The sequence below is a fragment of the Pygmaiobacter massiliensis genome, from assembly GCF_900199435.1.
Classification (GTDB): domain Bacteria; phylum Bacillota; class Clostridia; order Oscillospirales; family Ruminococcaceae; genus Pygmaiobacter; species Pygmaiobacter massiliensis.
Genome location: NZ_OAML01000003.1, coordinates 934,029 through 947,395, shown reverse-complemented (window position 1 = coordinate 947,395; position 13,367 = coordinate 934,029). Strand labels below are relative to the sequence as shown.

The 13,367-nt window shown below is 47.3% G+C and carries 8 protein-coding genes and 2 pseudogenes; 7 read left to right on the top strand and 3 right to left on the bottom strand.

Annotated features, from left to right (window positions below; translation table 11 throughout):
- Positions 1-7 precede the first annotated feature (7 nt).
- Entirely contained in the window at positions 8-1,870 is a 1,863-nt protein-coding gene (locus C1A11_RS08990; RefSeq protein ID WP_102050142.1) for a beta-N-acetylhexosaminidase, read from the top strand.
- Between the two features lie 42 nt (positions 1,871-1,912).
- Here the strand turns inward: C1A11_RS08990 and C1A11_RS08985 are convergent, their stop codons facing one another.
- The gene (locus C1A11_RS08985) at positions 1,913-3,163 is read right to left on the bottom strand and encodes an RICIN domain-containing protein (RefSeq protein ID WP_102050141.1); all 1,251 of its coding nucleotides are present in this window, start codon (positions 3,161-3,163) and stop codon (positions 1,913-1,915) included.
- Positions 3,164-3,355: 192 nt separating this feature from the next.
- Here C1A11_RS08985 and C1A11_RS08980 point away from each other — a divergent pair, with 192 nt between their 5' ends.
- From C1A11_RS08980 to C1A11_RS08965, 4 genes are read left to right on the top strand one after another with little or no spacing between them, the layout of a single operon-like run.
- Positions 3,356-5,182 carry a sensor histidine kinase gene (locus tag C1A11_RS08980; RefSeq protein ID WP_102050140.1) on the top strand — a complete coding sequence of 609 codons (1,827 nt, stop codon included), beginning with the start codon at positions 3,356-3,358 and terminating at the stop codon, positions 5,180-5,182.
- The gene (locus tag C1A11_RS08975) at positions 5,154-6,650 is read left to right on the top strand and encodes a response regulator transcription factor (protein ID WP_102050139.1); all 1,497 of its coding nucleotides are present in this window, start codon (positions 5,154-5,156) and stop codon (positions 6,648-6,650) included. The genes C1A11_RS08980 and C1A11_RS08975 overlap by 29 nt, the downstream gene beginning before the upstream one ends.
- Entirely contained in the window at positions 6,650-8,476 is a 1,827-nt protein-coding gene (locus C1A11_RS08970) for a hypothetical protein (protein WP_102050138.1), read from the top strand. The genes C1A11_RS08975 and C1A11_RS08970 overlap by 1 nt, the downstream gene beginning before the upstream one ends.
- Positions 8,449-8,691, top strand: a complete 243-nt coding sequence (locus C1A11_RS08965; protein ID WP_102050137.1) for a hypothetical protein — start codon at positions 8,449-8,451, stop codon at positions 8,689-8,691. Before C1A11_RS08970 ends, C1A11_RS08965 begins: the two co-directional genes overlap by 28 nt.
- Before the next feature lie 112 nt (positions 8,692-8,803).
- Here the strand turns inward: C1A11_RS08965 and C1A11_RS14075 are convergent.
- Both C1A11_RS14075 and C1A11_RS14070 read right to left on the bottom strand, forming a co-directional pair.
- Positions 8,804-9,396, bottom strand: a pseudogene (locus tag C1A11_RS14075) (transposase).
- Positions 9,347-9,565: pseudogene (locus tag C1A11_RS14070) on the bottom strand (hypothetical protein); the annotation flags it as partial. The pseudogenes C1A11_RS14070 and C1A11_RS14075, both read right to left, overlap by 50 nt.
- A 186-nt stretch (positions 9,566-9,751) precedes the next feature.
- Between C1A11_RS14070 and C1A11_RS13945 the strand changes: the two are divergent.
- Together C1A11_RS13945 and C1A11_RS08945 are read left to right on the top strand one after the other, a co-directional pair.
- Positions 9,752-9,967: a type I restriction endonuclease subunit R, EcoR124 family gene (locus tag C1A11_RS13945; protein WP_242965892.1), complete on the top strand. Its 216-nt coding sequence runs from the start codon at positions 9,752-9,754 to the stop codon at positions 9,965-9,967.
- Between the two features lie 1,035 nt (positions 9,968-11,002).
- The gene (locus C1A11_RS08945; protein ID WP_102050135.1) at positions 11,003-13,363 is read left to right on the top strand and encodes a LuxR C-terminal-related transcriptional regulator; all 2,361 of its coding nucleotides are present in this window, start codon (positions 11,003-11,005) and stop codon (positions 13,361-13,363) included.
- Positions 13,364-13,367 lie beyond the last annotated feature (4 nt).

The following is a 13,367-nucleotide window of genomic DNA, read 5'->3' as shown; positions in this document are numbered from 1 at the left end:
GTTTTCTATGTGGTATGGCCTTACAGAATTTCAAAAGCAGTTGCTGCAAAATCTAGGTCTCCCTACGCCCGCATCCGATGTGTATGTATTGACTGGCGGCTGTGGTATCGAACTAGAGCGCCGCATTGGCGGATGGCAGGTAACGCTTGCCCGTCCTTCCCTACTGGGCCGCGCCGCTATGCTGGTTTGTGAAAACGACGCGCGCCCCGCGGGGTTTAAGCTCAAACAAATCCCCCGGTATGAACGCCTTGGTGCAATGCTCGACTGCTCGCGCAACGCGGTTCCTAAAGTGGACACTGTCAAAAAATTGCTGTGCTGCCTTAGTCGCATGGGCTTTCAAGTGTTGCAACTTTATATGGAAGATGTCTACCAACTATCTGAATATCCTTATTTCGGATACGGGCGCGGCGGCTATACCAAAGATCAGTTAAAAGAGATAGACCATTTTGCCCAAAGTGTCGGCATTGAGCTAATTCCCGCAATTCAGACGCTCGCGCATTTGGGGCAGGCCCTTAAATGGAAAGCAATGCAACATCTTGTGGATGTAAACGATATCCTTTTAATTGACGACGAGCATACCTATGCGTTGATTGACGCAATGTTTTCTACAATGGAAGAATGTTTTAATACGCACCGAATTAACATCGGTATGGATGAGGCGCACCTTGTAGGGCTTGGCAAATACCTTGACTTGCACGGAGCGGCTAACCGGACAGAACTGATGCTAAATCACTTTCAAAAGGTACACGAAATCGCAAACAGACATGGCTTTTCACCCATGCTTTGGAGCGACATGTTCTTTCGTCTTGCTTCTGGCGGAGACTACTATGCCAAGGATATCCAAATTGATTCCAGCGTTACCGTATCTATTCCACAAGATACTACTTTGGTTTACTGGGATTATTACTCCTCTGACCTCGCCACTTATGAGCGCATGCTAGAGAAACATTTCGAGCTTAGCCCTAATGTTATGTTTGCGGGCGGTGCGTGGAAGTGGTCTGGTTTTGCACCCTGCAACACCTTTAGTATGCAGCTTGCCGACCTTGCACATTTTGCCTGTGTCAACCACGGCATAAAAGAGGTGCTCCTCACTATGTGGTCTGATAATGGGGCAGAATGCTCTCCATTTGCAGTACTGCCCACTCTTCAGTATTGGGCAGAGCTTTGCTATGAAGAATCCGCCGTGCCCGGAGCGCTGGCAAAAAGATTTGAGATTTGCTGTGAGGGAAGCTGGGCCTCATTTATGCAATTGGACCACGCTGTATTTACGCCTAACAACCCCGCACCCGGCCGGTGTGCGGTAAACGCCACCAAAACTCTTTTATATGAAGATCTTCTCTTTCCTCTGTTGAGCAGTTGTATGGAACTGGATAAATATACTGTGCATTTTGAAGCGTGTGAGCGACTGCTGGAAGAAGCAGAAGCCAGCGCTGGCGACTGGAGCTATCTTTTTCAGATGCAGCGTACCCTTTGTCATGCATTGGCCGCAAAAACACAAGTACGTGCGCAGCTGAACACCGCGTGGCAAAACAAAGACAAGGCTTCGCTTCGCACCATTTGCGACGCCGATCTTCCCACTCTTCGAAAAGCGCTGGAAACTTTCGGTCAGGCCTTTCATGTCTTATGGCTGAGAGAAAACAACCCCGCTGGGTTGGATATCTTCGATTTAAGGCTGGGCGGACTGCTCCAGCGTGTAAATACGGCAGCTGCGCGAATCGAAAGTTACCTGCGCGGTGAAATTACAACAATCGAAGAGCTCGATATGGAGCAGCTTCCTTTTGACGTGCAGGAAGCGCAAGCAGGGCATGTCGACATCCCGGCGCCTTTCTGGCATAATATTGCATCTCCTTCCTGCATTGCGACGATTTAAATAGAAAAAACGGGCGGTGATTACACCGCCCGCCTGATTCCACTATCCCAGCTTTGAAAAGCGCCAACGCTGATTGTCTGCTCTATTGTTTTCGTACTGTATGATTTTCGCTCCGTCTTGTGTGCTTCTTGCAGCCACATCGGCTACTTTTTTGCTGTTTTGATTGATCAGATAAAACGAGCCGCTCCCTGAAGCCTCCAGCAGCCATCGCTGGTTGGCACGCCCCTCGTCATTCCACTGGATAATCGGAGCGTTATTCTGCGTTTGCTGGCCGTATACATCTAGAGATAGGCCAGTGGCTACGTTGGTGATTTTGCAGGTTCCATCGCTCATCTGCTGCACGTCCCACTGCTGCAATGTACTTTGGCTTGGTATTTTCTGCACAATGGCCGCTCCTGCTGCCGCGCTTGAAACCTCAAGCGCCTTACCAGAAAACTCAGAGCTAATAACATATCGACCGTTTTCTATTTTGTCTGTTCGCTGATAAACCCTTACATAGTCTACCAGCATATCCGCAGGCATTTTCGCCCGGTCCGGCTGTCCAATCCACCCTCCAAGGCCTAAGCTTAAAATGATAAATTCGGGCCCGTATGGAACTGCTTCGCCAGTGTAAGTTGCAACCACGTTGCCATCTACCATGAATTTAAGAAAGCTAGGTGCCCACTCCACGCCGAACACGTGCCAGTCGTGCATAGAACCCATATATGGTTTTGGAGATGCAGTCCAGCTTTTATGGTTGCTTTCGTATCCACCCCAGTGGACGGTCGTTTGGTAATGGTCGTTGTCGTTATAAAGGTGTTCCAGAATATCTACTTCCGCACCCGTGCCCCCCAGGCCAATAAACGAAAAATTTGTCCCATCATGGTGCGGCATCAGCCAAAAAGCAGGGTTACTTCCGGGCAAGTCCGGCATTTTAATTTTTGCCTCATACAGACCATAAGTCAGTTCTACTTTGCCGCGAGATTGCAGCGTACCGGTACGGTAATCGTGAGTTGCCCCGCCAAATTGCATCGGTGCATACTCTGCATGCAGCTTTAACATACCATTGCTTACGCTAACATTCTCTGGACAGACGATTGTTTCTGGCGAGTTTGCATAGAAATAATAATCTTGCGCTGACAGGTTTGGGTCAAAAGTATTCCAGTATTGAGGATTGATGGTTGTCCCCTCAAACTCGTCTTGAAACACAAGTTGCCAGCCCGGACTTTCCGGCACCGTACTTACTGCGTGCAGGTTTGGTACAGCACAGAGCATCATGGAAAGTGTGAGCAAAAACGAAACTGCTTTTTTCATTTTCTTGGAACCTCCTTACGTTTTGGATAGCGATTTTTTCGCTATCACCTTCTGACCCCAGTGTACCTGCACAGCGCAAAAGAGGAAATGCCGAAAAGTGAAAAAATAGATATCCTTTCATAAAAAAGAGATAGCGGCTATAATGGACACAGGGTGTTTTTAGACAATCTGGTGAGATATGGGGGGATTTGTGTGAAACGAGCGCGCTTTACCAGCAAAATGATTATTTACAATCTACTGCTGTTTTTTTCTATTATTCTTTTGGTTACAGGCGTGTTTTATTACTGGGTCGTTCGCGATATCCAAAGCCGTGCGCAAATTGACTTTGAAACCTTATCCGGCAAAACTGCCGGGCAGTTTGATACCTTGGTTTATAATATTGATAAAACCGCTTTGCAAATTGCTGCAAACCCTACCATTGTTGCGCGGTTCACCAGCCTTACAAAAAATCCGTCTGCCAATTATTTTATTGAGAATCCCCTGGTTGCATCGGAAGTCATCCGACTACTGAATTCCTACAACTTTAAGAAAGACGGCAACACCCGTATCTGCCTCTATAATAACGACCATGATTTTGTATATTCTGCCACCACTATGACAACCGCCGACGGCGTTGCCAACTTCTTTGCCAGTGACGATTTCAAAAAGGTAAACACACATTTTGCAGACAACAATGTTTTTTCCATGTTTCGCGCACCTGGACCCGATATTTTAAACACCTCAGGCCTGCCGAGTCCGAATTACTTTTCTATTGTTCGGCAAATCAAAGATTACTACTCCGGCACCCAAGAAAATGGCTATGTTGAGGTACAACAATCGGTTGCGCGCATTGATAAAATATTCAGTGATTTGGGCGAAGAAAGTTATGCCGCAGTTTACAATCAAAAAGGGGCTTTGATTTATCTGTGCCCAGCACTGAGAGAAAACGCTGAAGTGCTGGAAAAATTCAAAAAACTAAATCCTGCGTCCCTTCCTCTAGGGGTAATACGGCACGATCAGGATTTTTATGGCCGATATCAAACAGAAGAAGCTCCACTAGATATTATATTTTTCAAATCCGGCTCTACGATACTTACTCCCATTGTCAGTTTTAGCTTGTTTTTGGTGGTAGCTTTACTGCTTGCCATGTTGGTTGCCATTTTTAGCGAACAAGTTCTCGTAAAACGCTTGTCTAAGCCACTGGTAGAGTTGAATCGCTCTATTAAAAATGTAAATATTGATAACCTTAAATTAGAACTTGCTAACACGCAAGACAGTGATGAGTTGCAGCAGCTGGATGCTGCGTTCAACAAAATGCTGGCACATCTGCACCATGCTATTGAACGACAGCTCCTTTCTCAAACAAACGAACTGAAGGCTCATCTTTTTGCACTTCAGTCCCAGATGAACCCTCACTTCATCCACAACATCCTCGCTATTATTAATATGGAAGCTGAAATCGATGGTAACGAAAAAACGGTTACCATCTGCAAAGCACTTTCTCGTATGCTCAGTTATTCTTCGTCTATGGGCGATGGCTTTGCCAAAGCGGGGGATGAGTTAAGCCACACTGAAAACTACCTGGAGCTTATGAAACAGCGCTATGAGGATGGGTTTGAATATAACATGCAGGTGGACGAATCTCTCTGTAATGTCTTTATCCCCAAACTGATTGTTCAGCCCTTATGTGAAAACTGCTTTAAGCATGCTTTTATGAATTCTGAAGAAGTTTGGCGAATAAGAGTAGATGCCGTGCAATGTGACAGTATGTGGGTGATTGCAGTAGAAGACAACGGCACCGGTGTAACACCTGAATTTCTTGCAGAATTTGATCAGTTTAAGAATGGCCTAACACTGGATAGCATGCGGGACCGGATACAGCAGTGCACTATAGGCGGGCTAAGCTTGCCTAACATTTACATGCGCTTAAAGCTGTGCTACGGCGACCGATTTATTTGCGAAATCCGCAATACCAACCACGGCTCTGTGGTAACGTTGGGAGGAAATATTGATGATACGCACGCTGATAGCCGAGGATGAACTGCCACTGCTGCGCGGCATTCGTCAGCTTATTGAGCGAATTGACTCGGAGTTTTCGGTGGTATGCTGCGCAAAAAACGGCAAAGAGGCACTAGAATATCTTACCCAGCACAGTGTAGATGTGATGTTTACGGATATCAATATGCCGATTCTCTCCGGTCTTGATTTGATGAAACAGGCGCGAGAGCTAAACTCTCAGCTCGAGATTGTGGTGATCAGCGGGTATAACGAGTTCGAGTATGCCCGTCAATCCATGTATTACGGGGCAAAAAGCTATCTGCTTAAACCGATTGACCGCACAGAACTGGTGGGGTTGTTAACCACGCTGAAAGAGTCGCTTTCCAGCCGTTCGTATACGCAAAAGCGGGAAGCTTTGATTGGCTGCCTGTTCGGGACAGATGATGTTTCGGTGCAAAAATGCTGCTGGGAGCCACTTAAGCTACTTTATTTATGCGTTGGTAGTTTTCAAAGTGCACAAACGGCCGAAGACCCTGCTGATCCAGGTGCACTGTCTAACAATGACATGCTCTTGCGAGTAAAAAAAGAGCTGAAGTGTACGGACGCGTGGCTGTTTTTTGGTCAGCACCCGAACGAGGCCATCTGGATTTTAGAAAACACCTCTGCGCTTTCACTCATTCCAATCGCCAATTTGGTGTGCAGCCAGCTAAATCTCGAGCTTCCGGTCACTGTTGCAGCAGAAGACGTTTCAGACGTTACACGTTTGCACGAAACTACTTCAAAACTCGCCCACTGGCTCAGGTCAGGGCTTGTATTCAGTAAAGGCCGCTTAATTCAAGCCGCTCCGCCGACATCAGGTTTTCAGCTATCGGTGGCAGACCGCAGCGCGTTGCAGGTAGCCGCCCATAAACGCAATTATGATGAGTTCTCGCTGGTGCTGAATAAACTTGCCGACCAAATGCGGATACACCAAGTTACACAGAAAGAACTGGAAAGCCTGCTCACCGCTATTCTAAAGCTGTTAACTGAAGAGTTTGCCGTAGACAGTGCGCGCGATGCTCATGCCACTGCGCTGGAACTGGTTAGCGGAAACGAAAACTATGATTCTCTGTTTAAAGATCTACTTACTTATTGCGGCGATCTTTTCCAAAATAGACCGTTTGATACTGGGAATAAATCCGCATTGATGCAAGCAGTGGATGATTATATTGTTGCTAATATCACTTCTCCGCTTTCTTTAAAGCAGCTTAGCGCTCAATTCGGGCTGGTCGCGCCTTATCTTTCAAAACTTTTTAAAACGTACAAAGGGGTTTCCCCTGCGCAATATATTCAAAACATTCGTATCGAAAGTGCCAAACGATTGCTGCGAGAAAATCCCTCCATACTGTCAAAAGATATTGCCGAAGCACTGGGCTATTCCAATGCCTTGTATTTTTCAAAAACCTTTTATAAAAATGTGGGCATGTATCCTTCTGATTACCGTGCCCACTGCAAACAGGAGAAAAACTGATGGAACGCTTTATACTGAATGTGGTACACCGCCCTGAGATGGTGCCAGAATATGCAGAGAAAGTAACGAGCCATGGAAAAGAAGAAGACATTAGCCGAGAAAGCCTTCTTACTGAAAGCCTCGATATTTTCAAAACGCAGCAAGCAATTGCACATAAAAACGGATTTCGCACTACGATACAGATGACCTATGCCAGCCTTTTTAATGACGAGGCTGTAGCTCTGGCAAAACAACATCACGAGCAGTTCGGCGATGAAATCGCCCTTACTTTGCTGGGGCTGACCTGTGAAAAATTCCAAAAAAAATATAAGACGAAAGATTTTTGTATCTGGATGTTTTCTATGAAAGATAAAAAAGCAATCGTTACCGATGTCTTTGAAAAGTTTTTTATGTGTTTTGGTTTTTATCCGGAATCCACAGGCAGCTATTATCTGGACGCCGAACTTATCAACTACATAAAAGAAAAATACCCAAGCGTAAAATGCGCGGTGGCCACTTGTTGGGAGGAGGGTCCCAAAGCCTACCGCACGTGCAACAATTCTTGGTATACCTTATTCGATGGCGGCCCCTGGAACCCGTGGATTCCCTCAAAGCAGAACACCCACGCGCCGGCATCCAATGCGGAAGAAGACAGCGGAATTGTTGCTATTCCGCATCTCTCGCGGGATTTGATGGCCTGTTTTGATGGCAATGGATCTAATTTTGGCACACATCCCCAAAATGTGTTGCGAGGTATGATCTATAGAGATGGCCAATACCCTTATCTCTATAATTTAATTGATCAGTACAGAAGCCTAGCAGTTTATAACGAGGGATACGCTTACAACATGATGTTCGTCGGGCCGGGTTGGATGAACAAAATGGGGCGCTGGGAAGCACCCTATTCACTGCTTCTCAAAAGCTACGAAGATGGTATGGCCTATTATGCCGAGCTAAAACAAGAAGGAAACCTGACCGATATGACTATGTCCGAGTTTTCTGACTTTTACCGTGCAACCCATACCTATAAACAGCCCGAATGCGCACTTTGGCGAGATATTTTATATGGTTCTGATAAACAGTATTTTTGGTATGCTGACCCTTATATGCGGTGCTGCTTAGATATGAATCAAGGCGGTGCCATCATTGATTTGCGGCCCTATGTTGCAAAACTCAATTGGCCGGTCGGCATTGGTACACCACATGTGCAAAACGCGAGTTATCCGTTTTTAATTCAGTCCAATTATCGGGCAGGGTATTTTACCCACTATGCTGGAGAGGGCACCGTAAAAAGCTGCAAGCTTACCTATAAAGGAGAAGAGGCGGATCTCTGCCTTTGCCGAAGCTGGGCACATTTTTCGCAAAAGGGAGATTGCCGCGTCATCGTTCTGGACCCTGTGGAAATCGTATTATCCGGCGTCTCACTTAAACTCGTCAGCAGTTTTACGTTTCGTCAAGGTAGCTCAGAAATAGAAATCAGCCGAAAAATAATCGAATGCAGTGACCCTGCTGCTGAAATCGAGCTAAATGAGTACATCACAGCTTGCTACGGCACCACCGAATACCCGGAGGACATGACAGGTATTACGCTTACGCTTGAAAAAGGTGATTTGCGCCGCTCTATCCAGTATGCCTATGGCTGCCGCGAAGATTCGGCTGAAGGATATCGTGCGCTGGCCAGCATCCTCGCAATTCAAACCCGGGTAATTGTACAAAGCCATTCTCCATCCACAGCCTATTATAAAGAAGGCTATGCCTTTAGCCCAATGTTTACCTTAGGCTTAAAACAAAAAATTGTCTGTGGGGAGGAGATGAAGTCATGGCTCAGGCTGGAAAAGGAAAATTGAACTACCGATGCCCGGCTTGTTTTATGCGGGACCTTGATATTGATATGTTTTACGATAACGACAAGCAAGAATATTATTGTCTGCGTTGTTGTTATACGGGCAGTGAAGCCGATGTATGCGCAAAAAACGAAATGGCACGCTTCCGCTACAAAAATATACTTACTCGTTTTAAAGAATTCGGGCATCAAAATAATAAAACCGAACCTCATAAATGAACGATCATCTCTGGCCACATATTGTAAACTGCACCCAAATTGTTAGACAGTATGATATACTGTAAATAACAATTTGGGTGTTTTCTATGCCAAAAGGGATTCCAAGCTAGTGTCAATAGAAATTCGCAATTTCTCCGCAAAGTGAATGAAAAATGATTGCCGGCGGAAGCCGGGAAGTATACCTCGCAGCACAAGCCGGACACGAGGTTAGGGGCACTGCAGACGATGTGGAGCCGGCCTCTTGACGTCGGCGGATCTCTATATTAAGCCGCTCGAGCATGTTAGTAGACGATACCTTCCGAGCATCCACCTCCGGATACGCGTAATAGGCTAGCGAATCCTCTAGCCCATGTCCCAGTGTCTCGATCGCTTTCGTAAAACGCACATTGTAGCAATCAGCCAGTGCCTTGGCGCGTTCCTGTTCCAGCTCTGTGCTCGGAGCGAGCCATATCTCCTTGAGTTGGCAGCAAAGATTCCCTTGGCTTTTTGCGGGACATGGGCGAGGATATTGTACATGAAATGCACCTTGCACCGCTGCCAAGAGAAGCCCCGGAAACTCTCTCTGAGCGCAGCGATCAAGCCCTTGTTTGCGGAACGGGGCGTAGTCTTGCCCTCGCAGCTTTGGTACCATGAGGTACATGGTACCCATCCGCGTGTCAAAACGCCGAGGACAGTAGCCGCAGCGGTAGTCCTTGCGGGCCGCACTGTGCGTATTCTTCTCTGCCCCGGTCAGTCCGGCAGCTTCCGCTTCCACAGTAGCTTCGTGGTCCTGGGAGAAATTCAAACGAACGCTGTCTGTGCAATCAGAGTCAAATTCTGTGCCGGTGGCAACTATCACATTGACATAAGTCGTCACGAATGGCCTGACGAGCATTAATTCTCTCGGCCATCCAGCCATCCGATTCTGCAAGCCAGTTGCGGATAACTGTCTGACTATCAAGTCTAGCCTGCAGCTGCGGTTCAAGAAGAAACTGATCAAAGGTTTATTGGTATCATCAATGCTGACACCGATGTAAATAATAACTGACAGAAGTTTGTCCGGGAACAGAAGTAAACGGATATGGCCATCATTATTGACGAGCAAAAGCTCAAGCCAGAAGCGATCCGTAAGTTTTTGGACAATTCGTTCCGTGACGGATCTCTGAAAACCACCCGCACAGACATTGATCGAATTTTGCCGCCGGTGCCTCGCTTCGGCGGCGGCAGAGACGCAAAAAAACAAACTGTAATTGAAAAATCACAGAAGTTTTTCGAAAAGCATTTTGGACTAGTCTAAAGCCCAATAAATGGGGTGGCAAACTCTTCAGCATATACTAATCACATTGCTTGACCCTTAACCAATAACCGATTGCACATTAACATTAGAATTTGTTGTGTGCTTCACGGGTCGCTCTCCTTCTCCGCCATGGAAAACCGCTTAAACATCACGTTTTTGCGGTTTTTTATTTTTATATATTCTTTAATTTACCCTTTACAGGTTTTGCATCCTTTTTAATAAAAGTAGACCCTATCACAATGCATTATTGCATTCTCTGCGAGGGTCTATTTTTTTATGCTTTTTTAATGTTCTTTTGAATGAATTTTTCCATTTGGCTAGCACTTTCATGCTTCATTTTCTCTGTTACATGACCGTATACGTCAAGCGTAAAGCTGGCCGTGGCATGTCCCAAATTCCCCTGCACGGTTTTAATGTCATCGCCTCTTGTATCGCCGCAACTGCATAAGTGTGGCGCAGGTCATGGAAGCGAGCAGCGGGAACCCCTATTCTTGTCACTGCACGTTTAAAATACTTGTACAACGAATGAATCGCTAAGTGCTTGTCCAATTCATCAGCAAACACTAAATTATATTCTCCGCTCCATGCAGTCCCCGCCTTTAGCCTTGCTTCCAACTGCCTTACTTTGCGTTCTTGAACCTTCTTTTGATAAAGCTAGGCCCCGGCAGCGAATGCAATAATGCATTTTGCCGGGGCCTAGCTTTTATGCTTTTTATTACTTTCTTGTATCAATCTTGATGAGCAATATTGCCATTTCGTTTCTTATTTGCTCAAAATCCAACATCCAGGACATAAACTCTTCGTTTTAAGCGTTGCCGTAAAGAATCTTCTCCTTATGTCCAATATAAACAAAAGAGGACTCTAAAAGTAAAAATCGTCGAAAAAACTTTCAAAATCAGTTCATTTCATCCTTTGGGATGATGACGGGTAGAAAACCCCTTTGGTATAATATACCATGTATTGTATTGGTTTGTGCAAGTGTACTCTAAAACGCATCACTGCCACAATAATATCAAATCAAAGGGAAGTGTGCAAATGAAGCCCCATATAAGTAACGACGTGGTAACGCCCGCTTTGCGGGAAGCTTTTGAAGCCGGCTGGCAAACTTGTCGCGTTATCTTCTTCAGCGCGCCCTGCGGGTTTGGTAAAACCACCACGGCGGGCGTGCTGCTGGCTGGCCAAACGGTGTGCCGCCGCAGCGCAGCGCAACCGGATGATTTGTCCGCCCCCCTTGATGCGACCTGCAATGCGGTACTGATTGACGAGGTACATCTGCTAAAAAATCCCGTTGACCAACAAACCGTTTGCGGCTGGATCAATGTAAACCCCAACGTACATTTTGTGCTGCTCAGCCGCGGCGCACTGCCCGGCTGGCTGATGCCTTATCAGTTTACCGGACTGCTGCTTGCTATCGAAGCACAGCAGCTGATGTTTGACCGCGCCACCACTGGTAGGTTGCTGTCACAAAACGGCGTGGAGCCAACCGCTGGGGAGCTGACCGCCATCCAGAACGACAGTAACGGTTACCCACTGGCAATCTCCATCCTCAGTCGCCGCATGGCGGGCGGCGTGCCGTACCAGGTCAGCGTAGCGGACGAAGTGCGGCGAGAGATGTTCTTCTATTTTGAAGAAGCGGTTTACCGTCGATTTGACCCGTCCCTACGCCAGCTTCTGGTGCGCCTTGCCTGCTTTGAGCACTTCGATGCGGAGCTTGCCAAGCTGATTAGCGGCGACAGCCATGTAAACGATCTGTTGGCACAAATCCTGCATGACACTACGATGTTGCAATTTGACGGTGTGGAAACCTATCATTTCTGGCCGACCTTCCGCCAGTTTTTGCTTTGGGAGATGAAGCAGGACTGCACAGTGGAGGAACAAAACGACATTTATCGCCGTGCGGGGTTCTCCTACGAGCTGCAGGACGATTACTTCCATGCGCTGGATTGCTATAGTAAGGGCGGCGACCATCGCAAGGTATGCGACCTACTGATTAAAAATGCGCAACTCCATCCCGGCGTAGCCCATTACCATGAAATGGAGCAGTATTATTATGCCATGCCACGGGAGGACGTGTTGCGCTCCCCTGTGCTGATGTGTGGTATGAGTATGCTCACGGCCATGTGTCTTGATTTTGAAGCGTCGGAACAATGGTATGCGGAACTGCAAAACTACGTCGCCCGGCTGCAAAAAAGCGACGCCAATTATAAAGAAGCAAAAAGCAGACTGATTTATCTGGACATCGCACTCCCCCAAAGAGGAAGCAAGGGCTTAATTGATTTGATAGGCACGGTGTTCCGTGCCATGACGGATAAAAATTTGCGGCTTCCGGCCTTTTCCGTCACCAGCACCCTGCCCAGTGTAATGAACGGCGGCAAGGACTTTTGCGAGTGGAGCAAAATGGACGATCTGTTGTATGCTACAATGCGTCTGCCGTTGGAAACAGTGCTGGGCAAAGATGGCATCGGCTTAGCTGACTGCGCTATCTGCGAGAGCAAGTTCGAAAAAGGCGAGGATATTTCTACCCGGCTACTTGCTCTGATGGCGCGAATAAACGAGATTCAGCGCAAAGGTACACCGGATATTTTCTTTGCCACCATGGGCTTGATGATTCGTGTACAGGTGATGCAGGGTAAAGCGCATACAGCACTTTCCACACTGGAAGAAGTGCGTCAGAACTTTGTGGAAACTGGGCAGACTCGCTTTCTGTCCAATGTGGATGCTATGCGCTGCCGAATCTGGCTGAGGCTGGGGATGCAAGAGGAGATTGACCGCTGGCTGCGGGAAACCGCGCCGTCTATCACATCGCATTTTCGCGCCATGTGGCGGTACCAGTATATGACCAAGGCTATGGTGCAAATTGCATGTGGCACACCAAACGAGGCCCTTTTAAGCATTGCCCCCCTATTGCCATACTGCGAACATTGTGCTCGCATCATGGATAGTCTGCATCTGCGGGTGCTGGTTGCCATCTGCCACTACCGGCAAAAAGATGACCATTGGAAACCAGAGCTTTTGACAGCGTTGGATGCTGCTGCCGATTACGGCTTCATCACACCGGTAGCACAGTACGGCGCCGCCATTTTACCTCTACTTACCACCTGCGGCTGGAACAAAGACCCTGCATTTTATCAACGACTACTGGCTGCAACGCGCGAGCAAACTGTGTACTACCCGGACTTTCTCCGCCCTGCCATCGCACTGGCCGAGCCGCTGACCCCTGCGGAAAAGCAGGTGTTACGACTGCTTTGTCACAACCGCAGCAATCAGGAAATTGCAGATATTTTGGGCGTTAAACTGCCTACAATAAAAAGCCAGGTGCGCAGCATTCTGCAAAAGTTAAGTGTGAAACGCCGCAGCGAAGCCAAAGAAGCCGCTGAAACGCTGAACTTACTATAGGGAG

Excerpts from the sequence above, each read along its gene's own strand:
- C1A11_RS08990 (WP_102050142.1), top strand. The coding sequence starts at position 8 with ATGTGGTATGGCCTTACAGAATTTCAAAAGCAGTTGCTGCAAAATCTA.
- C1A11_RS08985 (WP_102050141.1), bottom strand. The coding sequence starts at position 3,163 with ATGAAAAAAGCAGTTTCGTTTTTGCTCACACTTTCCATGATGCTCTGT.
- C1A11_RS08975 (WP_102050139.1), top strand. The coding sequence starts at position 5,154 with ATGATACGCACGCTGATAGCCGAGGATGAACTGCCACTGCTGCGCGGC.
- C1A11_RS08970 (WP_102050138.1), top strand. The coding sequence starts at position 6,650 with ATGGAACGCTTTATACTGAATGTGGTACACCGCCCTGAGATGGTGCCA.
- C1A11_RS08965 (WP_102050137.1), top strand. The coding sequence starts at position 8,449 with ATGGCTCAGGCTGGAAAAGGAAAATTGAACTACCGATGCCCGGCTTGT.
- C1A11_RS13945 (WP_242965892.1), top strand. The coding sequence starts at position 9,752 with ATGGCCATCATTATTGACGAGCAAAAGCTCAAGCCAGAAGCGATCCGT.
- C1A11_RS08945 (WP_102050135.1), top strand. The coding sequence starts at position 11,003 with ATGAAGCCCCATATAAGTAACGACGTGGTAACGCCCGCTTTGCGGGAA.